General features: G+C 53.9%; 15 protein-coding genes. 8 read left to right on the forward strand and 7 right to left on the reverse strand.

What is annotated here, in order from left to right; translation table 11 throughout:
• The first annotated feature begins 238 nt into the window (after positions 1-238).
• Positions 239-2,461, forward strand: coding sequence for an NADP-dependent isocitrate dehydrogenase (locus tag ACKPCT_RS20475; protein WP_319567830.1), 2,223 nt, complete (start codon positions 239-241; stop codon positions 2,459-2,461).
• A gap of 438 nt (positions 2,462-2,899) precedes the next feature.
• Positions 2,900-3,892 carry an inositol 2-dehydrogenase gene (gene iolG, locus ACKPCT_RS20480; protein WP_090074043.1) on the forward strand — a complete coding sequence of 331 codons (993 nt, stop codon included), beginning with the start codon at positions 2,900-2,902 and terminating at the stop codon, positions 3,890-3,892.
• Positions 3,893-3,977: 85 nt separating this feature from the next.
• Here iolG and ACKPCT_RS20485 read toward each other — a convergent pair whose 3' ends face one another.
• From ACKPCT_RS20485 to ACKPCT_RS20500, 4 genes are all read right to left on the reverse strand, one after another.
• Positions 3,978-4,316 carry an ArsR/SmtB family transcription factor gene (locus tag ACKPCT_RS20485; RefSeq protein ID WP_090074042.1) on the reverse strand — a complete coding sequence of 113 codons (339 nt, stop codon included), beginning with the start codon at positions 4,314-4,316 and terminating at the stop codon, positions 3,978-3,980.
• A gap of 267 nt (positions 4,317-4,583) precedes the next feature.
• A complete protein-coding gene (locus ACKPCT_RS20490; protein ID WP_319567831.1) occupies positions 4,584-7,385 on the reverse strand; it encodes an EAL domain-containing protein in 2,802 nt (933 codons plus the stop codon).
• Between the two features lie 115 nt (positions 7,386-7,500).
• Positions 7,501-8,304: a BKACE family enzyme gene (locus ACKPCT_RS20495; RefSeq protein ID WP_090074038.1), complete on the reverse strand. Its 804-nt coding sequence runs from the start codon at positions 8,302-8,304 to the stop codon at positions 7,501-7,503.
• Complete coding sequence (locus tag ACKPCT_RS20500) at positions 8,301-9,623, reverse strand: aspartate aminotransferase family protein (protein WP_090074037.1); 1,323 nt, start codon at positions 9,621-9,623, stop codon at positions 8,301-8,303. The genes ACKPCT_RS20495 and ACKPCT_RS20500 overlap by 4 nt, the downstream gene beginning before the upstream one ends.
• A gap of 195 nt (positions 9,624-9,818) precedes the next feature.
• Here ACKPCT_RS20500 and ACKPCT_RS20505 point away from each other — a divergent pair, with 195 nt between their 5' ends.
• The 4 genes from ACKPCT_RS20505 to ACKPCT_RS20520 all read left to right on the forward strand — a co-directional run bounded on the left by ACKPCT_RS20505 (position 9,819) and on the right by ACKPCT_RS20520 (position 14,923).
• Complete coding sequence (locus ACKPCT_RS20505; RefSeq protein ID WP_090074035.1) at positions 9,819-10,679, forward strand: MurR/RpiR family transcriptional regulator; 861 nt, start codon at positions 9,819-9,821, stop codon at positions 10,677-10,679.
• A gap of 42 nt (positions 10,680-10,721) precedes the next feature.
• Positions 10,722-11,687: a TAXI family TRAP transporter solute-binding subunit gene (locus ACKPCT_RS20510; protein WP_090074033.1), complete on the forward strand. Its 966-nt coding sequence runs from the start codon at positions 10,722-10,724 to the stop codon at positions 11,685-11,687.
• A gap of 192 nt (positions 11,688-11,879) precedes the next feature.
• On the forward strand, positions 11,880-14,492 hold the full coding sequence (locus tag ACKPCT_RS20515) for a TRAP transporter permease (protein WP_319567832.1): 2,613 nt from the start codon (positions 11,880-11,882) through the stop codon (positions 14,490-14,492).
• On the forward strand, positions 14,489-14,923 hold the full coding sequence (locus ACKPCT_RS20520; protein WP_090074030.1) for a universal stress protein: 435 nt from the start codon (positions 14,489-14,491) through the stop codon (positions 14,921-14,923). The genes ACKPCT_RS20515 and ACKPCT_RS20520 overlap by 4 nt, the downstream gene beginning before the upstream one ends.
• Before the next feature lie 92 nt (positions 14,924-15,015).
• Here ACKPCT_RS20520 and ACKPCT_RS20525 read toward each other — a convergent pair whose 3' ends face one another.
• The 3 genes from ACKPCT_RS20525 to ACKPCT_RS20535 all read right to left on the reverse strand — a co-directional run bounded on the left by ACKPCT_RS20525 (position 15,016) and on the right by ACKPCT_RS20535 (position 19,936).
• On the reverse strand, positions 15,016-15,444 hold the full coding sequence (locus ACKPCT_RS20525; protein WP_090074028.1) for a methylglyoxal synthase: 429 nt from the start codon (positions 15,442-15,444) through the stop codon (positions 15,016-15,018).
• Between the two features lie 195 nt (positions 15,445-15,639).
• Positions 15,640-16,611 carry an arginase gene (gene rocF, locus ACKPCT_RS20530; protein ID WP_319567833.1) on the reverse strand — a complete coding sequence of 324 codons (972 nt, stop codon included), beginning with the start codon at positions 16,609-16,611 and terminating at the stop codon, positions 15,640-15,642.
• Positions 16,612-16,828: 217 nt separating this feature from the next.
• Positions 16,829-19,936: an AsmA family protein gene (locus ACKPCT_RS20535; protein WP_319567834.1), complete on the reverse strand. Its 3,108-nt coding sequence runs from the start codon at positions 19,934-19,936 to the stop codon at positions 16,829-16,831.
• A gap of 290 nt (positions 19,937-20,226) precedes the next feature.
• Here ACKPCT_RS20535 and pgi point away from each other — a divergent pair, with 290 nt between their 5' ends.
• The gene (gene pgi, locus ACKPCT_RS20540) at positions 20,227-21,864 is read left to right on the forward strand and encodes a glucose-6-phosphate isomerase (protein ID WP_407062732.1); all 1,638 of its coding nucleotides are present in this window, start codon (positions 20,227-20,229) and stop codon (positions 21,862-21,864) included.
• Positions 21,865-22,233: 369 nt separating this feature from the next.
• Complete coding sequence (locus ACKPCT_RS20545; protein WP_319567835.1) at positions 22,234-23,715, forward strand: hypothetical protein; 1,482 nt, start codon at positions 22,234-22,236, stop codon at positions 23,713-23,715.
• Positions 23,716-23,752 lie beyond the last annotated feature (37 nt).

Consider the following 23,752-nt stretch of genomic DNA (forward strand, 5'->3'; position numbering starts at 1 on the left):
CTTAGAGTGACTAGACACTTGATCGAAAAAAGAGCGTGCTCAATAACAAGGGCGTCAATGGCAAATAACGGCGAATGACATCATTTTGCTAACTTGAATGTCAATCAGTGGTTGACGCATAGTGCTCTTGCTCACTTCGGGCTTTTCCTTGAGGGAGAGGTTGCGGAGCTCATTTTTCCTGACCCGGCAGGGGAGCTGCCTGATGGTCAGGAATTCGGGAACCGGAAAGGTAAATCATATGGCCGATCAGTCTAACCCAGATATCATCTATACTATTGTGGACGAAGCGCCGGAATTGGCGAGCGCATCCTTCTTGCCGATCATACGGTCTTTCGCTGATGCTGCTGGCATCAAGGTCGGTACAAAGGACATTTCCCTTGCCGGGCGTATCATTGCAACTTTCCCGGAAAAGCTGACCGAAGAACAGCGCCAGAGTGATGATCTGGCTGAACTTGGCGAACTGGTTAAAACACCCGGCGCCAATGTTATCAAGCTTCCGAATATTTCCGCCTCCGTGCCACAGCTTGTTGCGGCCATCGAAGAGCTGAAGGCACAGGGCTATGATCTGCCGGACTATCCTGCCGAGCCGAAAACTGATGAAGAAAAGGCCGTGCGTGCGCGCTATGACGGGATCAAGGGCTCTGCCGTGAACCCGGTTCTGCGCGAAGGCAACTCCGATCGTCGTGCAGCCAAGGCCGTCAAGAATTACGCGCAGAAGAACCCGCATTCCATGGGCAAATGGTCCTCTGACAGCAAGACCCATGTGTCTTCCATGCCGGGTGATGATTTCTATGCCAACGAGGCATCCGCAACGCTTTCTGCTGATCAGGCAGGCGCTGCAAAAATCGAATTCGTTGCCAAGGATGGCAGCATCTCGATTCTAAAGGATGGCTGGATGCTCACCGATGGCGAAGTTGTCGATGCAACCTTCCTGTCGGCCAAGGCGCTGGATGCCTTTCTCGCTAACGAAATCGAGAAGACCAAGAATGACGGCATCATGTTCTCGCTGCATATGAAAGCGACCATGATGAAAGTCTCTGACCCGATCATCTTCGGCCATGCGGTCAAGGCATGGATGGGGCCGATCTTCGAAAAATATGGTGAAGCTTTCGCCAGCGCAGGCATTTCGCCCAATTCCGGTATGGGCGATGTACTCGCTCGCATCGCAAGTCTGCCCAATGCTGCTGAAATTCAGGCCGAGATCGACGCTTTGGCTGCGGACCGTCCGGCAATCTATATGGTTGATAGCGACAAGGGCATCACCAACCTGCATGTGCCGTCCGACGTGATCATTGATGCTTCCATGCCAGCGCTCATTCGCGCCGGTGGCAAGGGCTGGGATGCCAAGGGTGAGAAGGGCGACGTCAATTGCGTCATCCCGGACAATTGCTATGCATCCATCTATGATGAGGCCATCAGTTTCTTCAAAGCCAACGGGGCGCTTGATCCGTCAACCGCCGGTACCGTGCAGAATGTAGGCCTCATGGCGCAGAAGGCCGAGGAATATGGCTCTCATCCGACGACCTTTGAAGCTCCTGCCGATGGCACCATCCGTATTGTTCTGGCCAATGGTGATGTTCTGCATAGCCATGATGTGGAAGCTGGCGATATCTGGCGCTCTTCCACTGCTAAAAAGGCGCCGATTGAAAACTGGATCCAGCTTGCGCTTGATCGTCAGCGCTTGACCGGCTTTGAAGCCATCTTCTGGCTTGATGCCAATCGCGCCCATGATGCAGAGCTGATCAACTATGTGAAACCTGCTCTGGAGGCTGCTGGCGTGGCCGACAAGTTCCAGATCATGGCACCGCGTGAAGCAACCCGCGCCTCGCTTGAAACCATCACAGCGGGTAAGGATAGCATCGCTATCACCGGCAATGTGCTGCGTGACTATCTCACGGACCTGTTCCCGATCCTTGAGTTGGGTACGTCGGCCAAGATGCTCTCCATCGTCAAACTGATGAATGGTGGAGGTCTGTTTGAAACCGGTGCTGGCGGCTCGGCTCCAAAGCATGTTCAGCAGCTGATCGAGCAGAACCATCTGCGCTGGGATTCCATGGGTGAATTCTGCGCTCTTGGCGAGAGCCTGAATTTCCTTGCTGATAGCAAGGGCAACAGTAAGGCTGCTGTGCTCGGCGCTGCGGCTGAGGCTGCTACTCAGGGCATTCTGGACAATAACAGGTCACCATCGCGCAAGGTTGGTGAGCCGGATAACCGCGACAGCCACTATTGGTTTGCCCGCTATTGGGCCGATGCTCTGGCTGCACAGTCCGATGACTCTGAGCTGGCAGCGCATTTTGCTCCGATTGCCAAGGCGCTTGCCGAGAAGGAAAGCGACATCCTCAAGGAATTGGCTGAGGCGCAAGGCGGGGCTGGTGATATCGGTGGTTACTATCACCCATCCGTAGAGAAGAAAGCGGCCGTCATGCGTCCAAGTGCGACTCTGAACGCAATCTTCAGCTAAGCGCGGATAATAGTCCAACACCTGCCTTACGCAGGTTAGCAAGACAAATGGCACCCGGATTTGGTCCGGGTGCTTTTTTTATGAAAAGCTTCAGCCCCGGCTGTGCGCGTTTGATCAGATGTTTCTGAAGATCATATCCAATCAGGTGAGATATGAGCTTGCTGCATAGCTTCTATCATCCAGGCGTCGCTATTCGTGAAAACGACTATATGCTAGAAGACTGCCGGAAGTGACCATTAGCATTGACCATCTATTTGACTTTCCGCCCTGGAATGTGGCATTTGAGCCATACCAAGGTCTAACTCACTTACGCCTGTGTGCTAGTCTGAATTAATCGGTGGACATACGCCGGAACCGACGCGTTATGACGGAATTGTCATATCTGCGCGTTCCTGCGTCGCTAATACCCGTGCAGAAACGCAACTTGGAGAAATATATATGATCCGTATCGGTCTTTTGGGAGCTGGCCGTATTGGCCAAATTCATGCCAGATCAGTCAATGCGCTCGACAATGTTGAAATTGTCGCGATTCATGATCCGGCCGATGAGGCTGCCGCATATGTTCAAGCCATGACCGGCGCAGCCCGTGCGTCGCTATTGGAAATCGTGGACGACCCCGATATCGATGCTGTGATCATTGCTTCGCCTGCAATGCAGCATGCAGAGCAGATTATGGAAGCGGCCAATGGGGGTAAGCATATTTTCTGCGAAAAGCCGATCGATCTCGACATGAACAAGGTGCGTGAATGCGTGGCTGCCGTTGAGAAGGCCGGTGTGAAAATGATGGTTGGTTTCAACCACCGTTTCGATACCAACTTCAATGCGGTCAAGCGCAACATCGAAAATGGCGAAGTCGGGGAAGTTGAACTCGTTCAGATCACCTCGCGTGACCCGTCCGCCCCATCCATGGATTATCTGAAATCATCCGGCGGCATTTTCGTCGACATGATGATTCATGACTTCGACATGGCGCGCTATGTTCTCGACGATGAGATTGTTGAAGTCTATGCCACCGGTTCCGTGCTGACCGATCCGGCAATCGGCAAGATTGGCGATCTGGATACCGCGACCGCAACGCTGAAGTCTGCCAAGGGCCGCGTTGCCGTGATTACCAACAGCCGCCGCTCCAGTTATGGCTATGACCAGCGCGTCGAAGTGCATGGCTCCAAGGGCATGGTTAGGGCGAACAACCTGCGTGGCACGTCGGTTACGCTGGCCAACTCCACCGGCTATCGCAGCGATCCGCTGCTCGACTATTTCCAGGAGCGTTATGCCGTTTCCTATAAGGCCGAGTTGCAGACTTTCTGCCGCGTGATTTCTGGTCAGGACGAAAAGCACCCAGACCATATTGATGGTCTGAAGGCTATCGAACTGGCAGAGGCAGCCTGGGAATCCTACAGAAAAGGCCGCATGATCAAGATCGGCGAATAGCATCCGGGCAAGAATAGCTTCATGAAACAGGAAAAGGCCGCGTGAGCGGCCTTTTTTATTCCTCCCGATTGTTATCGTGGCAGCTCTATGTGGTGCTGCCACAGAATAAGTCGTAAACGAGGTCCATGACCCGTTTTGCCCGATTGTCGGTGAGGTGATAGTAAATCGATTTACCTTCTCGGCGTGATTCAATTAAACCCTCAAGACGTAGTCGAGAGAGCTGCTGGGAAACAGCAGCCTGACGAGCTGACAATAAATCTTCCAATTCAGTAACCGATTTTTCGCCTGTTGCTAGATGGCAAAGAATCATCAGTCGTCCGTCATGTCCGATTGCCTTGAGGAAGCTGGAGGCTTGCGATGCAACGCCCGCCATTTTTTCCAAGGAAGTCTCGTCGATATCCTCACTGAAAATGCGTGTGGACATTCAATGTCACCATATTTGTTTTTATAGTTGAGGCTGTAATGCTGGTTGAAAACCCGCAATTTGTCTTGGCGACGCCGCGACTCACTAAGCAGATCACATTCTTCAGCTGTTTGGATACCGCGATACTACTAAGAATCCACAAGCTATATAGATTTTACCGGGCTTTTACCTCGTCAAGATTGCCAAGTTCTGTTGTTTTGCGGGATAAACAGGGGGCATTGAAGGTGTTTACTTGCCTAAAAATCATGAGTCGAACTGATCTCTTGCTCAACCGATTTGGCGCTGTTTCCCCTCCGCGCTGACCGTTGTGCTGAGTGAAAGATAGGATGCAAACTGATCGCTTTTCATGGGTTTGCCAAATAGGAAGCCTTGCCCCTGATGGCAGCCAGCAACACGCAAGACATCGGCCTGTTGTTGGTTTTCCATGCCTTCGGCAACGATCTTCATATCAAAGCCATGGGCGAGTGCTGTTACCGCATTGATGACGGCCATGGAATCCGCTGAGTAGGGCAGATCTTTGACAAAGGCGCGGTCTATCTTGATCTTGTCCAGAGGGAACCGATGAATATAGCTCAGGGATGAGTAGCCCGTGCCGAAATCATCCAGTGCGATCTTGATGCCCCTGTTTCTGATGGCAGTGAGTTGCTCAAGAACGGCTTCGGGATCTGCTATGAAAAGAGATTCCGTGATCTCGATATGAAGGCGGTCATGCGGCAGTCCGGAAAACGCCAGAGCCTCCTCAATCTCTTCAAGAATGTTGGAGCGCTGGAACTGTACCGCTGAAATATTGACCGCGACAGGCACCGGCTTTGGCCAACTCATCGCCTGAGAACAAGCTGTTCTTAAAAGCCAGTGGCCCAGCTCGACAATCTTGCCTGTTTCTTCCAGAATGGGAATGAAATGGTCTGGGCGAATGAGGCCCAGTTCCTTGTGGTTCCAGCGAACCAGTGCTTCGCAGCCCACGGGCTCTTCTGTTTTCAGATCGACCTGCGGCTGATAGTAAAGCTCGAATTCCTCGCGCTTGAACGCACCCGGTATCTCGTTTTCCAGAAACCGTTTGCGCTGAACGTCGGCGGCGAGACTGGTTGAATAGACGGTACAGTCTTCTCCCGTTTCCTGAGCGTGATCAAGGGCAATGATGGCTGCATTGGTCAGATCGGTGGCGCTTTTCATGGTCGCGCTGTCAAATCTGGCTCCTCCGATTTGCGAGCCAACCATGATGCTGTGCCCGCGCACGTCGAACGGAGCATCCAGACATGCTTGAACCATCTCGGCCAATGCGTGCATGTCGGACGGGCTTGCATTCCTCTTGGCAAGCAAGAAGGTCTTGCGATTGGTGCAGAAGCCAATGCAGTCAAATTGCTGCAGGGCTATGAGGGATTGGCCGATCTGACGCAAGAGGCTCTCGACATAGTCCGGGCCCAACATCTGGTTGACTTTTTCGATGCGTTTTCCCTGACAGGCCAGAATGATTGTGGTGTCTAGAGCGGCTTCGGAAGACGAAGTTTCTTCTATCTGATTGCAAAAGCCCTGCATGTTGTACAGGTTCGTGATGGGATCATGATCTGCGATGTAGGCGAGACGCTTCTGCTCCAGATAGACATCCGTGATATCGTGAAACAGAAGGGTTACGACCTTGCTTTCTTCCTGTTGCGCATCGCCATCGGGGGCAATGGAGGACGGTGTTATGGAATATTCGTAAACGCGCCTTCCGCCCCTGCGTTTGATTTCAAGCAGGTGGGTGCTCTGTCCGTTATGGTGCCAATGAATTTTGTCGAGGCATTCCCTGATCTTGCTGCCAAACTCGGATGGGATGGATTGCTCCATAAGAGCCCCTTTGTGGGCGTCATAACCGAGACGCGCGAATGTTTGCTGTGCCTGCTGACTGACGCTGAGGATGCGGCGTTCGGAATCAACAATCACAATGCCTGTCAGGCTGTCGGTGACAATGGTGTCCAGCAGATCGGATATGCTCTGGCCATGCTTGTGGGAAAGATTGAGCAGTACAGACTTGAAGCCCACTTCGGTCAGCGTCAGGGCGACACCCGTCATCAGGATGGTCGCTTGAACCATGGCTGTATCCAGCAGCAGATGATGATCGGCATAGAGGGTAAAACCCAGATATTCCACGCCAGCAGCCAGCGCGAAAAGGCCCGCTAGTCGGCCATAACTATTGAACTTTCTGAGAAGGAGGATCAATCCCATGGGCAATAGCAACAGCAGCATCAGGCCATAGGTCCAGCGCTCTGGAGCCTGATGGACATTGGTGCCCTGTAGCAGATTTTCTGCGGCGATGACTTGCAATTGCGGTCCACTGAGAACGCCAAAGACGGGGACGGCCATCGTGTCGCGCAGTTCTGCTGCGCCCGCACCGACCAGGATCTTCCGGTTATCAAGCGCCCTTTCCGGGAGGGTGCCCTCCAACAGGTCTATGACCGAATAGGTGGGGATCGTGTCCGGATTGATATTGAAATTGATGATCTGCTGTTTCTCCACAATCTCCTGATATCCACTCAGGGAGCTGGTAAGGGAGGGGAGCAGCTCGTCACCAATGGTTTGCGCCAGAGGAAAGGACCGCACATAGCCATCTGAATCTGCGATCACATTGACCGTAGCCAGCCAGGCCTGTGTGGCCAGAGAAGCGATGGGCCGGTTGAAGCGTTGTTCGCCTGCCTCCATGCTCGAGGTGGCAAATTGCTGGAAAACCGCAAGGGTTACCGGCCCTTCCGCCTGTTCGAGCGCCGCGGCAAAGGCTTGATCTTCATCGGGGGTTGAACTGGATGAAAAATCGATATCGAAGGCCAGCTCCTGTGCCCCGGCCTTAAAGGCCTTATCAAGGATATCGGCATAGATCGAGCGCTTCCACGGCCAGACGCCAATGGCGGAGAGGCTCTTGTTATCAATTTCCAGAAGGACGATTTCGCCGGAAGCGGGCATGGCTCGAGTGGCCATACGATGATCCGTGAGCACATGATCAATATGGTCGAACCAGCCTTCCCTATTTGCCAGCACGCAGCAAACAAGAACGACCAGAAGCGTCAATATGCGATAGAGAGGTGCCCGCTTCATTATAAGTCCGAATTTTTTACATTATCTTCAAGCGGACTATAGAAGTGAAAAGTTGAGCAATAATGCCAGTTGCGCTGGCGACCTCTCTCTTTCTTTGGCTATGGTAAGCAGAGCGTTAATGCGCTGTCGGTCGGGCCTTGATAAGGTCGACTACACGTTCGGCATTGTCCCTTGCAATGGTGCCATCCTTGTTGGTCATGTTGTTTTCAAATCCGATCCGAACCTTCCCTTGCAGACTTTCCGCCTTGAGAAGACAGTCGGTCTCTTGCGCTCCGAAGGCGCAGCAGGCCCAGTCCGCCTTGATCTGCAACGCTTCTTCAAGGCTTTGTTTGGCCTTGATGAATGGCAGCAGATCGTCGGGGGATGAAACCTGACCATCGGTGTATCGGCCTAGAACAAAGAGCAGATGGAGGTTCCGGGCGGGGATTATGTCCCGACGGCAGAGATCAAGCAGGAAAAGGACCTGTTGCTGATCATAAAGGATGTGCTGGATGGCGACGCCCTTTTCTGCCTGCGCGTGATAGAAGCGTTTGACGTCCGCAGTTTCGCCATCGCTCAGCATTTCCTTGACAGAAATGGATACAGCGGTTGGCTCCACCGCTTCGACAACTGCTCTCTGTTCGGCGGGGCTATATTGACCCACGGCTTCGGTCGTGATCTGGGCATAAAGGTCCGGGGTCTGCTTCGTCAGCTCATCGAGCAATTCGCTGTAGAGGCCGGCATCAAGAATATGTTTGCCCTTGGCATCACGCACATGGGCATGGATGCCGTCGGCTCCCGCCTCTTGGCAGGCAAGGGCCGTTTTAACGGTTTCGGCAATGGTAACAGGCAGGGCGGGATGATCCGCCTTGCCCTTGCGTGCCCCGTTGGGCGCGATCATGATCGCCGGCAGGGGAGATTGGCCTGCAGTCAAGGTCATGGCAGCACCTTGTCCATGGCAATCTTCAGTTTTCCGACCAGCTCTTCGATATGCGCGTCTTCATAGATGAAGGGAGGGGCCAGCAGAATGTGATCGCCGAATTTGCCATCGATCGTTCCGCTCATCGGGTAGCAGATAAGGCCTGCTTCAAAGGCCGCTTTCTTGAGGTGTTTGGCGGTTGCAAGGGCCGGATCAAAAGGCTTCTTGCTCTCTTTGTCTTCAACAAACTCGATGCCAAGGAACATGCCGCGGCCTCGGATGTCACCCACGTAGGGATGGGTACCAAAGGCATCATCGAGGGCTGCTCGCAGTTTGGTGCCGGTTTCCGCAGCGCGCTTCACAAGACCGCCGTCGGTCAGCTTGGTCAAAACCGCCAGCGCTCCTGCCGCTGCCGTGGGGTGGCCGATATAGGTGTGGCCATGCTGGAAGAAGCCGGTGCCATCCTCAATCGCCTTGTAGATCGTATCGGTGCAGATCATGGCCCCGATGGGTTGATAGCCTGCGCCCAACCCTTTGGCGGTTGTCAGGATGTCCGGTGCGATGCCGTCCTGTTCACAGGCAAAGAGCGTACCGGTACGGCCCATACCGCACATGACTTCGTCCAGCACCAGGAGGATGCCATATTGATCGCAAATCTCACGAATACGTTTGAAATAGCCCTCAACCGGCGGCAATGCACCGGCCGTTGCACCGACAACCGGTTCAGCAAAGAAGGCCATGACATTTTCGGCCCCGACACGCAGGATTTCATCTTCCAGCTCATTGGCAACGCGCTGGCCATAATCAAAGGCGCTCTCGTCTTCCTTGCGGTCGCGATATTCATAGCAGGGAGAGATGTGGCTTGTATCGATCATCAGGGGCGCGAAAGGTTCGCGGCGCCAAAGGTTGCCGCCCGTTGCAAGCGCACCAAGGGTGTTGCCATGATAGCTCTGGCGGCGGGCGATGATATGGCGGCGCTGCGGCTGGCCGATTTCAAGAAAATACTGACGTGCCAGCTTGATGGCCGATTCGACGGCTTCCGAACCACCTGAAACAAAATAGACCCGGTCCAGCCCTTCAGGGGCATGCGCGATCAGCTTGTCGGCGAGCGCTTCGGCCGGTTTGGAGGTGAAAAAGCTGGTGTGCGCGAATGGCACAGCGTCAAGCTGTTGTTTGATCGCTTCGATGACATCTTGATCGCCATGACCCAGACAGGAGACAGCCGCTCCTCCGGACCCGTCCAGATAGCATTTCCCTTCGGTGTCAAAGAGATAAACGCCTTTTCCGTGGTCTACAGTGGGGAGATTGGATTTGGTATGGCGAGGGAATATGTGGGACATGGCTGTGCCTGCTGATAGGGCGGAGATGGCCTCCGCAGCAATGGTTTTAGCGGGTCGCGCGGGGTTATTGGACCGTTTGACCCAAGGGGTGGGTTATATAACAAAGAAACATTTGTTTCAACTATTGACTTTAGTTAAAACAATTGAAATTTTACTGAGGCGTCATGAGACTAGGGTGGAGCCAATATTACGGGTATGCAGTCGATACAGGACAGGATTTCTGGTCACTATGGCCAACTGAGCGGGCGGTTGAAACAGGCCGCAGACTTTGTGGTTGACCACGAAGTCGAGATAGCGACTCACTCGTTGCGCTCGGTTTCCGGTATGGCAGGCTTGGCTCCGTCCACTTTTACACGGCTTTCTCAGGCGCTGGGATTTTCCAACTATGAAGAAATGAGAGACATGTGCCGTCAGCGCATCGGGCGTCAGGCCATGTCATTTTCTGAACGCGCGAGCTTGCTTGTCGAGGATGGAGCCGGCAGCAGCGCTCGATCCTTCTTCGAACGACAGGTATCCGCCAGCCTTGAAAATCTTGGGAAACTGGAACGGGATATCAATCAGGAACAGCTGGTCGCTGTGGCGGATCGTCTGAATGATGCCCGTCAGGTGCTTTTGTTCGGGGCCTTCAGTTCAACGGGTTTTATGGAATATCTGGGATATCTTGCGCGCTATTTTGCCGATAACTGGAAGGTTGCCGGGCGGATGGGGGCATCTTTGAGCTCGGCCATGGTGGGGCTTAACGAGAAGGACGCCGTCATCATACTGACCAAGGCTCCTTATGCCCGACGCGCGATTGTTGCTGCCCAGATGGCCGCCGACGCTGGCGCCTATGTACTTGTTATTACGGATGATATTTCCTGCCCGGCTCTTGCACATGCATCTGCAAATTTTATCGTGCCGACAGAGAGTCCACAATTCTTCTCTTCTTATGCAGCCACGCTTGTGCTAATTGAAACTCTTATCGGAATGCTGGTTGCTAGGGCAGGGGATAGTGCTCGCGCCAGAATTGAAGAAGTTGAAACCCGGAATCACCGATATGGTGAGTTTTGGGATTGAATAGACTTGGATTAACCTTTCGATCAACTCAGGGAGAACTTTATGTTGAAAAAATTGACAATCACTGCAGCTGCGGTCGCAGCTGGCTTGAGCTTTTCTCAAGCGGCGTTTGCCGAGAGCTTTATTTCCATCGGTACCGGCGGTGTAACGGGCGTATATTATCCAACGGGTGGCGCTATCTGCCGTCTGGTCAATAAAGGCCGTAAAGACCATGGGATTCGCTGCTCTGTCGAATCAACCGGTGGTTCCGTTTACAACATCAACACGATTCGTGATGGCGAACTGCAGTTCGGTGTTGCCCAGTCTGACTGGCAGTATCACGCTTATCATGGTACCTCCAAATTTGAAGACAAAGGCGCTTTCGAGGATCTGCGCGCTGTGTTCTCCATCCATCCGGAACCATTCACCGTGGTTGCCCGTGCTGATGCCGGCGTGAAAAACTTCGCCGACCTCAAAGGCAAACGCGTCAATATCGGTAACCCGGGATCTGGTCAGCGTGGCACCATGGAAGTTCTGATGGAAGCCCTTGGCTGGACCACCGACGATTTCGCACTGGCTACCGAGTTGAAGGCTGCTGAACAGTCTGCTGCTCTGTGTGATAACCAGATCGATGCCATGGTTTACACCGTTGGTCACCCATCCGGTTCCATTCAGGAAGCCACCACAGCTTGTGATTCCGTTCTGGTAACGGTTGACGGCCCTGCCGTTGAAAAACTGATCTCCGACAATGCCTACTACCGCTCCGCTACCATTCCTGGTGGCATGTATCGCGGAAACGATGAAGATGTGAAAACCTTCGGTGTTGGCGCAACTCTGGTGACCTCCGCTGCCGTTTCCGATGACGCTGTTTACACGCTTGTGAAATCCGTCTTCGAAAACTTCGATGCCTTCAAGAAACTGCATCCTGCATTTGCTCACCTGAAACCGGAAGAAATGATCAAGGACGGCCTGTCTGCTCCTCTGCATCCGGGTGCTGTGAAATATTACAAAGAAAAAGGCTGGATGTAAGTCTCGCTGATTTTGGGCTTCGGGCTTTTGTGTCCGAGGCCTTTTGCAATTGCTGTGACTGGACCCGGCAAGACCGGGTTCGGTTTTCCATAATTAATAATATGCTATCGCCGATCAGTGCTGGTGAAACTGTTTGACGGTTTCAGCTTGGTTGTAATCGCGCTTGGGAGCGATGGCTGGGGGCTGCAATCTATGTCACAGAAAAATGCGTCTGGGCGTCCACTTTCTGAGGAAGAGCTTCAGGACCTGGTTGCCTCTACGGATGCGGGAGCGCGTAATCCGATCGGCCCGGTGGGAACCTTTTTGGCTATCGTTGCCCTTGTTTGGGCTGCCTTTCAGGTCTTGCTGGCTTCGCCGATTTCCAACTATGTCCTTCCGTCCGATCTGATCAACAACTCGCGTCAGGTGCATCTGGCCTTTGCCATTTTCCTGGCCTATATGGCTTATCCCGCGCTGAAAAGCAGTCCACGCCATCATATTCCGGTTCAGGACTGGATCTTCGCGTTGGCGGGCACCTTTATCGCGCTCTATGGCTTCTTCTTCTATCAGAAGGTCGTCAATAATGGCGGTCTGGCCGATGATGTCGACAAGTGGGTCGCCCTTGCAGGCCTGATCCTGCTGTTTGAAGCGGCCCGGCGTGCGCTTGGTCCGGCTATGGCGACCATCGCAGTCATCTTCCTTGTCTATGTCTTTTTCGGCTCGTCTGAATGGGTGCCGGAAGTCATTCGCTGGAAGGGCGCTTCGCTCAAGAAAGCCATGAGCCACATGTGGATCACATCCGAAGGCGTGTTCGGTATCGCGCTGGGGGTTTCCACCAAGTTCGTGTTCCTGTTCGTGCTGTTCGGCTCGTTACTCGACAAGGCCGGGGCGGGGAACTATTTCATCAAGATGGCCTTCGCTGCTCTAGGGCATTTGAAGGGCGGACCTGCCAAGGCAGCCGTTGTCGGCTCGGCAGCTACCGGTCTTATCTCCGGCTCTTCCATTGCCAACGTGGTGACGACGGGTACTTTTACCATTCCGCTCATGAAGCGGGTGGGCTTTACCTCCGAACAGGCTGGCTCTGTTGAGGTGGCTTCTTCGGTGAACGGGCAGATCATGCCGCCGGTGATGGGGGCTGCGGCCTTCCTGATGGTGGAATATGTGGGCATTTCCTACATGGAAGTGATCACGCATGCCTTCCTGCCTGCGATCCTGTCCTATGTTGCGCTAGTCTATATCGTGCATCTGGAAGCGGTGAAGCGCAATATGCCCACCATCGGTACGAAAGCTGTTTCCACGGCACGGACCATTCTTGGCATGTTGTTCTTCTTCGTCGGATTTGCCCTGCTTTGCTATGGCATCAAATACCCGATCGGGTTGATTGTTTCTATGGTGCCTGAAGGGGCAAGCTGGATTCTGGCGGCCATCACCTTTGTGGCCTATCTGTTGCTGCTCAAGCTGGCGGCATCGGTGGATGACCTGAAACCGGACGATCCAAATGACGAGAACATCGTGCTGCCGGAAGTCAAGGACATCTACAAAACCGGTCTTTACTATCTGCTGCCGATCGTGGTTCTGGTCTACTTCCTGATGATCGAGCAGAAATCGCCGGGGCTTTCCGCTTTCTGGGCGACGGCTCTGATGTTCGTTATCCTGCTGACGCAGCGGCCGCTCAAGGCCATGTTCCGCGGCGAAAATGAATATGTGAACGCCTTCAAGGCTGGTGTTGGTGATCTGGGTATCGGCATGATCGATGGCTCACGCAACATGATCGGTATCGGTCTTGCCACGGCAACGGCTGGTGTGATCGTGGGAACGGTGACGCTAACCGGTATCGGGCAGGTGATGGCGGATCTCGTGGAGCTGATGTCCGGGGGCAACCTCGTCTTGATGCTGATCTTTGTGGCCATGCTGTCGCTCGTGCTGGGTATGGGACTGCCGACAACGGCCAACTATATCGTTGTGTCTTCGCTGATGGCCGGTGTGGTTGTTCAACTCGGGGCGCAATCCGGTCTGGTGGTGCCGCTTATCGCAGTTCACTTGTTCGTTTTCTATTTCGGTATCATGGCCGATGTGACGCCGCCGGTGGGGCTTGCCTCCTTTGCGGCGGCTGCGGTGTCGGGGGGCGATGCGATCAAGACGGGCTTTACCGCCTTCTTCTATTCGCTCCGGACCGTTGCGCTGCCATTCGTCTTCATCTTCAACACCGATCTGCTCTGGTATGATGTCACATGGTATCAGGGGCTTCTGGTTGCTGCGATCGGAATGATAGCGGTGCTGGTCTTTACAGCGGGTACGATGGGTTATTTCGTGACCAAGAGCCGCATCTATGAAAGTGTCGCTCTGGTGCTGATTGCCTTTATTCTGTTCCGTCCGGATTTCTTCATGAACCGGATACAGCCTCCTTTCGAGGTGGTGGAACCGGCGCAGGTAAGTCAGGCCTTCGGGGCTATTCCTCCGGGGCATGAAATGCGGCTCAACATCTCCGGGCCGGATTTCGACACAGGATCAACCAAGGAAACCACCCTGGTTATTACCTCCGGTGAAGAAGCGGGAGGGGACGCACGTCTCGAGGCTCAGGGCCTGACCATTCTCGATGAAGATGGTGTGACCAAGCTGGATGAGCCATTCCCGGGCACACCTTTCTTTGAAATGCTCGGTGGCTTTGACTTCTACGCGGATGACCCTGTGCAGATTACCCATGCGGAAATCAAGGCAGACCAGTTGCCCAAGGATCTGATCTATATTCCGGGGCTGTTGCTGCTTGGATGTGTTTATTTGCTTCAGCGTGCACGCGTTGGTCGCAAAGAGGAGAAACCAGCATGATCAATACGGTCCTATGCGCCCTTGACATCAGTCAGAAAAATGATGCCGAAGTTCTGAACACGGCAAACAAGATCGCCAAGCTTGAAGGTGCACGGCTGGATATCGTAACGGTCGTGCCCAATTTCCGGATCTCTCTCGTCGGGTCCTATTTCGATGAGAATTTCCAGAATCAGGCGGTCAAAGATGCCAAGGTTGCGTTGAAGAAGCGTGTCTCCGATATTCTTGGCGAAGACGGTGTGGCCGATTTGCGTCACATCGTGGCGTCGGGCTCGATCTATGAGGAGATTCTGGAAACCGCCGAGCAGGCTGATTCAGATCTGATCGTGATCGGTGCTCATAAGCCTGACTTGCGCGAAATGCTGATTGGGCCAAATGCGGCGCGTGTCGTGCGCCACTCCAAATGCTCGGTCTATGTCGTGCGGGAAGACTAGCGACAGGCTGCATCGCGAAATAAAAAGGCCGCTCGGGGAACCGGGCGGCTTTTTGTCTTGCAATATCCGTTTGGGCTTTGTGGGGGCCTATCCTACAAGTCGATGGTGCCGTATTTTTCCATCATCATGCCGCGAATGATCATGTTGGCGGAGCGGCGGCTCTGGGCCATAGGCAGGTCGTAAACGACGGCCAGACGGTTAAGTGCTTTCACGTCCACATCATGGGGCATGGGAGAAAGCGGGTCGACGAAGAAGATCAGACCATCCAGTTTGCCTTCGGCAATCATGGCGCCGATCTGCTGGTCGCCACCCAAAGGGCCGGAGAACAAAGGCGTGAGATCCAGCTCGGGAAAGGCCTTCTTGATGCGTCCACCGGTGGTGCCGGTGCCGACAAATGTTGCTTTTCTCAGCAGATTGAGATGTTTGCCAACCCAATCCACGATGTCATCCTTCTTTGCATCATGGGCCACCAGAGCGATGCGAAGCGGAGCATCATCCTCTTTGCTGTCATTGTCTTGCATGCGTGCGTTTCCTCGTGCCGTTGTGATCTATCCTTTGAGCCTGATCCATAGCGAGCCATTCTCACACGACAGATCATTGTCGTTGATCCTAGTTTTAGGCAGGAAATGATTTTTGTCCAGTTAATCAACGTGATCAGGCTGTTACGCAGCGGCAAAATTACCGAAAGGGATAGCAAATTGTTTGATGGCCGTGGACTAGACGCTTCTGTGCCGTGGGCCGGGGCGGCGGGTTGGCCGGTCGAAAATGGTGCGTCCGAAGAGGGAGGCTGTGAGATCGGTCAGCAGCTCCGCTGTCTTGCCGCGATGATCAAGGAACGGATTGAGCTCGACCAGATCCAGCGAGGAGACACAGCCGCTCTCATGCAGTAGCTCCATGATCAGATGGGCTTCACGCAGGGTGGCGCCCCCCGGTACTGTCGTGCCGACGGCTGGGGCAATCTCCGGGTCGAGAAAGTCCACATCAAGGCTGACATGTAGCATGGCGTTGCGTGATTTGACTTCATCAATCAGTTCCATCAAGGGGCGGATGACGCCCATCTCGTCAAGTACACGCATGTCGTTGATCTTGACATGGTGCCGCCGCAAGAGATCACGCTCTTTCTGGTCGATGCTGCGAATGCCCATCATATGGACTTGAGCGGGATTGACCGGATGATCAAGGGGGGCTTCGTAAAGACCGCTCAATTCGGGCAAACCGCAAAAAGCGGCGACAGACATGCCGTGCATATTGCCCGATTCCGATGTCAGCGGGGTGTTGAAGTCTGTGTGGGCGTCAAGCCATAGCACGAAGAGCTCTCTTCCTTCTTCGGCGGCATGGCGTGCCATGCCAGCAACCGAGCCCATAGACAGCGAATGGTCGCCGCCCATAAAGAGCGGAAAACCGTTCTTGGCCATCTCATAGGCTTTGGGAGCAAGGGTGCGGGTCCAGCTTGCGATAGCATCAAATTGCAAAGCGTTGCCCTTTCCCGCGGGCATTGGATCAATGGCGGCGGGCGAAAGGTTGCCATGATCCACGCAATCAAAGCCAAGTCCTTCAAGCGTGTCTCGCAATCCGGCAGTGCGCAGAGCATCCGGCCCCATGAGGCATCCTTTTTCATGGGTACCATCTTGAACCGGAACCCCAAGAAGATGGATCGTTGGCGGGGTTGCTTTCTCTGGTGCAGGCATTGTCCTATGGCTCCCTTGATCGGCTTGCTGGTCTTTTGGGAGGACTTAACTGCACTCGCTGATCAACGGGTAGAGGCTATCTTTTATAAAAATTGTCAGAATTAATGCAAATCGTCAGAACTCTTTGTGCAAATTGTCAATTGGTCTGGCAGTGAGACTGTCTCCAACAAAAAAAGGGCCGCCGATGGGCGACCCTTGATGTCGGTATGCGGCTTGTTCAATTGCCGAACAGGCCCTTGGTCAATCCTTGCAGGAGTTGCTCTTCGAGCTTGGGCTTTTGCTGGCTCTCGTTGTTATTGCTATTATTATTGCCCTTTTGTGGCTGCAAGATCTGGTTCAGGTCAACGCCGAGCTTGTCTGACTGCTTTTGCAGCTCCTTGGTGACATTCTTTTCGATTTTTTGGATCGCCTTGGAGGCATCTTTACCTGCTCCTCCCATCTGCTCAAGCGATTTGAGGATCGCTTGCGGGTTTTCCAGAATGCCCGGAATATCGGGATAGATGCGCGGCTGGCTGAGCTTGCCTTCAATGATGATCGGGATGGGAATGCCATCCGCATCCACCGGACCGCCTTGCCCCTTGAGCTTGGCAATGACCTTCGGTATGGCCTTATAGTTGATGGTCATCTGTGGCAGGTTGATGGTGCCTGCACCAGACAGCCGCAACAACGGGCTGAGCATGTTGAGGTCATTGTTGCTTGCAATGCCGTTCTTGAAGACGAAGCTGGCGGTCAGGGCTGAGAAGTCTGTACTTTGAGCATCGGCAGAGGCCCAGCCATCCAGAATATTGCCACGCAGACTGCGCAGCATACGCGGAATGTTGATACCATTGATCTGTCCATCCCGCATTTCCAGTTTGCTTGTGCCATTGAGCTGTCTGATGATGGCGGCCTGACTTGCGCCTTGTGCTGTCAGATCGAGGGTGACCCCGCCTTTGCCGCTCAAGTTGCGCATGCCGATGGTGTCGGTGAGGAAGGGGCGCATATTCATGCCCGAGAGGGCGAATTGGGCAGCCAGTTTCGCCGGTTTGCTCCGTGCGTCCACCGTGATCTGTCCATTGCCTTTGCCCTGATAGAGCGAAATCTGGTTCAGTGCCGTGGAGAGCTGGCCATTGTCGATTTTCACAGCGAGCTGCACCGGCCCCATGACGATGTCGCGGGCAACGAGGGATTTTGCCGAGAAGGCCAGATCGGCTTTGATGCTGTTGAGGCCCGAGAAATCGATGGGGCTTTTGTCCCAGCCGGACGGGGTGGCTGGTCGATTGGCCGCTTGCCTGTTTTTCGCACCCCCGCTCTGCTGGCCATCGCCCATGAACGGGGTCGCGTCCAGTTTGTCAAAGGCCAACGAGCCCGAGATGGCTGGAATAGTGCCCGCGACATAGGTGATGTTGCCTGAGCCATTGGTCTGGCCCATGCGCAGGGTCATATTTTTGAGCGTGCTCTTGTTGGCGCCAAGGTCGAGCTGACCGGAGAAGAAAACCGGAAGGTTCGGTGTGCCCCGGTTGACATCTCGCCCGAGCCAGGCCAGCAGTTGTTTGCTTGATTTGGTTTCAACGGTCAGCTTGCTGCCTGAAAGGCTGCTTTTAGCAGGGTCAAGCTTTCCCGCAAGGGCGAGGGCGAAGCGCTTGCCTTCAACCGAAATGCTGGCAGGAACCGGCGCATTTGACAGCAATTCGCCAAGGCCGATGGTGCTGCTATATTGGATTGTGTCGCCATTCCAGTTGAAGCTGCCCTTGATGTCGATAGGATCATCGAGGTTGGCGATGGTGATGCGGCTGGAGATTTTGCGCAGCATACCGGTTTTGCGCTTTGGTACGGCCTGTTGCAGTGCCGGATTGGCATATTGTCCGTTTGCAAGGGTGATCTCGCCTGCCAGATTGCCCTTCTGGGTGATTTCGTCGACGGTCAGGCCCTGTGCGGCGAAATTGATATTGGCCGAAAGCTTGCCCGCCAAGGGGCTGGTCTGCCCCACCAGCTTTGCGATCTGCTTGACCCCCAACCCATTGGCTGTCAGAGAGCCGGACCAGACAAGCTGGTTGACATCGCCCGAAAGTTTGGCGCGCACATTGCCCTTGGCCAGATTGGCGGACTTGAGATTGATGCCAAGTTTGCCATTGATGTTCTGGGCCAGCAATTTGACTTGGCGCAGCGACTGTCCCTTGTAGGTGAGGCGCCCAGAGCGGAAGTCAAGCGTGGCGTTGAAGTCGTTGAGAATGGACAGATCCGGCGGTGTGCCGGCGGTGCCTTGCGCCTGAGACGTGGCTTCCTGGCCCTGCGCGTTTGCTGCGGCTGCGGGCTTGAGAAGCGTGTCGATATTGAGGGTAGAGCTATCCACGGCCAGCCGAATGGCGGGGCGCTGCGTTTTGGGGGCGATGAAAAGCCGTGCTGCTGCGTTCAGCTGTTGCTTGTCCAGCGAGACGGTCAGGCTGGGCAGGCGAATCTCTTTCTTTCTCGCGATCACAGAGCCCTTGACGCTCGCCGCCTTGACATCCAGCAGGTCTGGCGACAGGCCTAACCAGCTCATGAATTGCTTCACATTACCAATGTTGGAGGCATAGTTTGCCGTGAAGATCTGGTTGTTCTTGTAGGCAAGATTGCCCTCGATGGTCGCCTTGATCAGTTCGCTATCAAGGTTGAGATCTAGTCGCGAAGATTGGCCATTGATTGCGCGTCCCGTATTGGCCAGCTTTCCTGCAATGGAGAGGGATTGGCCCTTGTAGGGCAGGGTTGCTTCGATCTCGGAGACACCATTGAAATCGGGAATGCGCACGGTGGCGTTAAGCCCGGAGACGATGTTTTGTGCGTGGCCACCCTGATCGATGGTAACGACCTGGGCGTCATTGATGCTGAGGCGACGGATGCTAAGGGCGGAAAGGTCTATCTCGCCGGATTGTCCCGAAGCGGCGGGCGCTGTGTCTGTCTGGGCGCTAGCCCCATCGGCTGCCTTGGTCTGTCCCTGTTGGCCTTCAGCGGGCGATGGCGCTCCCGTCGTAATGGTCACCACCGGCCGATCCAACGTAATGCCGGTGATGTCTGCCTTGCCACTGAGAAGCGGAGAGAGGGCGAGCCCGAAATCCAGTTCGCGCACCGAGAAGAGCGGCTGTCCCGCCTGATCTTCCAGCGAAACGCTCTCGGTGTTGAGCTTGACGCCGGTGATGAAGGACAGGGACACATCGCCACCAATGGCCAGCGTCATGCCCGTCTTGTCTTTTACTAGATTGACCACCTGCGCCTTGAGATAGTCGGTGGAAAGGAACATGGGTAGGAGAAGGATTGCCAGAACAACCACAATGATCGCTGAAACAATGGAAATGACTATATTGCGCACAAAACTCTCCCGCCGATCCGGCTTTTCCTGTCCTGTTTCCTTGCGAGCGGCTTCGAGGGGTCGAATCAGCTCACTGTTTCATATTAATTGCATAGGTTGAATTTCTACAATCTGCTTGACATATTCAGCTATTTTTTGACGCTTTTTAGCAGCGAAGGCGCTTTTTTTCCTCTGAAGGCCGTCAAAGGGCGGGCGTGGAAAATTACACACTTGAATTCATTTGTTGATGGAACTCAAATGACTCGTCACATATTCGTTCTACAAGTCTGTAAAGTTTCAAAAGCAATTGATTGGGGTTGAAAATGAGCTCTCTGGAAGTCGTCTGGTCCGATTTGGTCCGCCATCGTCAGGAATTGTCTGATTTTAACCTGCGCTCAGCCTTCGCTGAAGAGGCTGACAGGTTCGAACGCTTTTCTGCAGAAATGGACGGATGTCTAACGCTCGACTATTCGCGCAACCGCATCCAGGACAAAACCCTGATGCTGCTCGAAAATCTGATGCTGCAATCCGGTGTGGCCGAACGCTATGCCGAGATGAAATCTGGCGTTGCCATCAACAATACTGAAGGGCGCTCTGTGCTGCATATCGCTCTGCGCGGCAGTGTTGATGATGATCTGGTGGTTGATGGGCAGGCAATTGCGGCTGATGTGAATGCTGTCAAGGAACGGCTCTATGCGTTTGCCAAAGGCGTGCGTGATGGGTCCATCGCTGCCAAAGATGGCAAGCCCTTCACCGATGTGGTCAATATCGGCATTGGGGGCTCTGACCTTGGGCCGCATATGGTGACCGCTGGTCTGGCTGCCTATCATGATGGTCCACGCGTGCATTTCGTCTCCAACGTGGATGGCGCGCATATGGGCGATACGCTGAAGGTGCTGGATCCCGCTCGTACCCTGTTCCTCGTTGCCTCCAAAACCTTCACCACGCAGGAAACCATGACCAACGCCCGTGCGGCCAAGGAATGGCTTGTCGCGGCTCTGGGCGATGATGCTGTGGGCGATCACTTTGCAGCGCTTTCCACCAACAAGGAAGGTGTGGAAGGCTTTGGCATCAGCACCGAGCGGATGTTTGAATTCTGGGATTGGGTCGGCGGCCGCTATTCGGTCTGGTCGGCCATCGGTCTGCCTGTGATGATCGCCATCGGGCCGGAAGGGTTTGAGGAGTTTCTCGCTGGTGCCCGCTCCATGGACGAGCATTTCGAAACAGCGCCATTCCGCGAGAATCTGCCCATGCTGCTGGCCGCGCTTGGCCTGTGGTATCGCAATATCTGGGCCTGCCCATCGGTTGCCGTGTTGCCTTATGACCAGCGGCTGGAATTCTTCTCCGCCTTCCTGCAACAGCTGGATATGGAATCCAACGGCAAGCGCGTGCGCCGCGATGGCTCCGATATCCTACGCGCGTCCGGTCCGGTGATCTGGGGCCAGTCTGGCACCAACGGTCAGCATGCCTTCTATCAGGAACTGCATCAGGGCCATGATATCATCCCATGCGAATTCCTCGTTGCTGCAAAGCCGACGGACGCGGACCAGCATCAGCATGAATTGCTGCTCTCCAACTGCTTTGCGCAGGTCGAAGCGCTGGCCTTTGGCCGCACGGCAGATGAAGCCAAGGCGCAGCTGGAAGCTTCGGGCAAATCCGCCGAAGAGGTCGCAGCCCTTGTGCCGCACAAGGTGTTCCCGGGCAACCGCCCGACCTCGCTTCTCTTCTATGACAAGCTGACCCCGAAAATGCTTGGCCGCCTGATCGCGCTCTATGAGCACAAGGTGTTCGTTCAGGGCGTCGTCTGGGGCGTGAACAGCTATGATCAGTGGGGCGTCGAGCTTGGCAAGGAACTGGCCAACAAGCTGGCTCCTGCCGTTAAATCCGCCGAACGCGGCGAAGGTGACCCAGCCATTCTCGATCGCCTCAAAGCCTACCGCGCCAAATAGGCGTCAATGGTGCAACAACGCTTTTAGCGGAATAACTATCCAGCCCGTCGGAGCAATCCGGCGGGTTTTGCTTTTTTTGGGAGGGGAGGTTGGAGCCCAAACGCGACATTGAAAATGGTGGCACGTTCCCATGCTCGAAAGAGCTGCCCGGAAACCGCAGTCCATACCGGACACCCTGTAGAGGCTACATCCCAAATGCATGCTTCCCCATTCCTGCCATTCGATTGAAGCATCGCAAGCCTTTACGATGATGCATCATTTTTACAATTTACTTACCAAAAGCAAAATTACTGACAGTGTGCATTCAGTGTTTTCTTACTCTCAACCTTTTGAATATATCAAGACAATATTCAATCTGGAGGGTGTATTGTGAAAACCAAAATGCTATCGCTTGTTGCTTCCCTGATGATGTTAAATGCGCCCTATGCGAGCGCCTCTGAAGCGCCATCCATTTTTAGCAAATATGAACTGAAGCAGATCGCCAAGGGACGTGATAAATTCTTAATCCGTCTCAACGATGAGTTTAAAAGACGAGCTTCTGACGGCGTGTTTACGCAAAGCATGTTGGATAGGGAAGAGCAATGGAGCTTGGCAAAGGCACGCGCATTTTTTGCGGCTGACATACTTTCATATGATTTCAATTCGGATCGCGTCATTGACGGCAAGGATTACGCCAGTCTTTCCGCTCTCATGTCTGAGCGCAAGCTCAAGAGTGTACAAGCCACTCTTTCCAAGATTGACGAGGCAGGCAATGGAGACGGCAAGGTCTCATTTGAGGAATTGTATCGATATTCTTCTGATGCAGCGCAGCATCATAAGGACAAGAAAAAAAGGCAAGACCGCCTCATGCGTTTTGACGCTGACCATGATGGAAAGGTGGTGTTTGAAGATATCCTGCAAGCATTAGATCAGGTTCCGGTAAAGCAAAGTCCATCGACAGAGGAAACGGAAACGGCTGAAAAACCAGCCCAGACGCCAAAGACGAAAGCTGCTGCCGTTGAAACTAAAAAACAGGCCTGCATTTTGCCGCAACCCTCGGAAAAGGCGGAAATCATCTTCCTGAGCGGATCTGCCTCCAAGGCTCTCTCGTCGGTTGCCGTGAATGGCTTTGAAGAAGAAACAACCGCTGCAAGTATCAATATTGAATCCGGCGACAAGCCCCTTTTCATCATAAGTGCTTTTAGCGGATCAGTTGTTCTGAAATTTACCGGCGAAACGAGCAGGATTGAAAAGCTTGTCGTTTCTGAACTGGATGGAAAGCGTCAGGGGATCGTTGGCCTCAAGGCCAATCAAGTCGAGTTCACAGCACAAAAAAACTGTGCTCCACCCTATATAGGCAACCCGAAATCCGGAAGAGCCCTGCTGGCGGAAAGTCGTTTGTCGCTGGCGCTGGGCCACGCTATTGACAAGGTAATTGCCGCCCGCTCTATTCAGAATATCGGGCTTCCATCGGGCACGAGCGCTAAAAGAGAACGCTTAGGCATCGACTATTCAAAGAGAGATCCGCGCAGCAAAATTGAGAATAAATTTCGAGGTTTCTACCCATATGGGGTGGAACAATTCGAGGTGGCTGATGTGATCGCATCAGGAAAAGTGGCAGTTTACGACATTCTCCCTAACATTGCAGGGCTGATACAATTGCTTGATGCAGGATCACTTAGCGTTACAGAAGACGAATACTTCATCATTAAAAAACCGATAGCGCATTTTCCTGCAGGCATGCACGGAGCCTTTGGCGGTACGTTTCTCTTGGAAGAAGGGGTTCCTCTTCCCGCAGGCGACCTGGGACATGCCGTGGTCTATGACCTTGCCACGGGCAAGTGTCTCGACGGTTTCAGATGTCTGCAATAGGCGCTGCTATTCCTTGTTCTGAAAACAAACGTAAACT

Origin of the sequence: Cohaesibacter marisflavi (assembly GCF_963665895.2) — a bacterium.
Taxonomy (GTDB): Bacteria; Pseudomonadota; Alphaproteobacteria; order Rhizobiales; family Cohaesibacteraceae; genus Cohaesibacter; species Cohaesibacter marisflavi.

Bases quoted from the DNA above. Each gene is read 5' to 3' on its own strand.
- rocF (WP_319567833.1), bottom strand. From the start codon at position 16,611: ATGCCTGCACCAGAGAAAGCAACCCCGCCAACGATCCATCTTCTTGGG.
- iolG (WP_090074043.1), top strand. From the start codon at position 2,900: ATGATCCGTATCGGTCTTTTGGGAGCTGGCCGTATTGGCCAAATTCAT.
- ACKPCT_RS20500 (WP_090074037.1), bottom strand. From the start codon at position 9,623: ATGTCCCACATATTCCCTCGCCATACCAAATCCAATCTCCCCACTGTA.
- ACKPCT_RS20475 (WP_319567830.1), top strand. From the start codon at position 239: ATGGCCGATCAGTCTAACCCAGATATCATCTATACTATTGTGGACGAA.
- ACKPCT_RS20525 (WP_090074028.1), bottom strand. From the start codon at position 15,444: ATGCAAGACAATGACAGCAAAGAGGATGATGCTCCGCTTCGCATCGCT.
- ACKPCT_RS20520 (WP_090074030.1), top strand. From the start codon at position 14,489: ATGATCAATACGGTCCTATGCGCCCTTGACATCAGTCAGAAAAATGAT.
- ACKPCT_RS20485 (WP_090074042.1), bottom strand. From the start codon at position 4,316: ATGTCCACACGCATTTTCAGTGAGGATATCGACGAGACTTCCTTGGAA.
- ACKPCT_RS20515 (WP_319567832.1), top strand. From the start codon at position 11,880: ATGTCACAGAAAAATGCGTCTGGGCGTCCACTTTCTGAGGAAGAGCTT.
- ACKPCT_RS20510 (WP_090074033.1), top strand. From the start codon at position 10,722: ATGTTGAAAAAATTGACAATCACTGCAGCTGCGGTCGCAGCTGGCTTG.
- ACKPCT_RS20490 (WP_319567831.1), bottom strand. From the start codon at position 7,385: ATGAAGCGGGCACCTCTCTATCGCATATTGACGCTTCTGGTCGTTCTT.
- ACKPCT_RS20495 (WP_090074038.1), bottom strand. From the start codon at position 8,304: ATGACCTTGACTGCAGGCCAATCTCCCCTGCCGGCGATCATGATCGCG.
- ACKPCT_RS20505 (WP_090074035.1), top strand. From the start codon at position 9,819: ATGCAGTCGATACAGGACAGGATTTCTGGTCACTATGGCCAACTGAGC.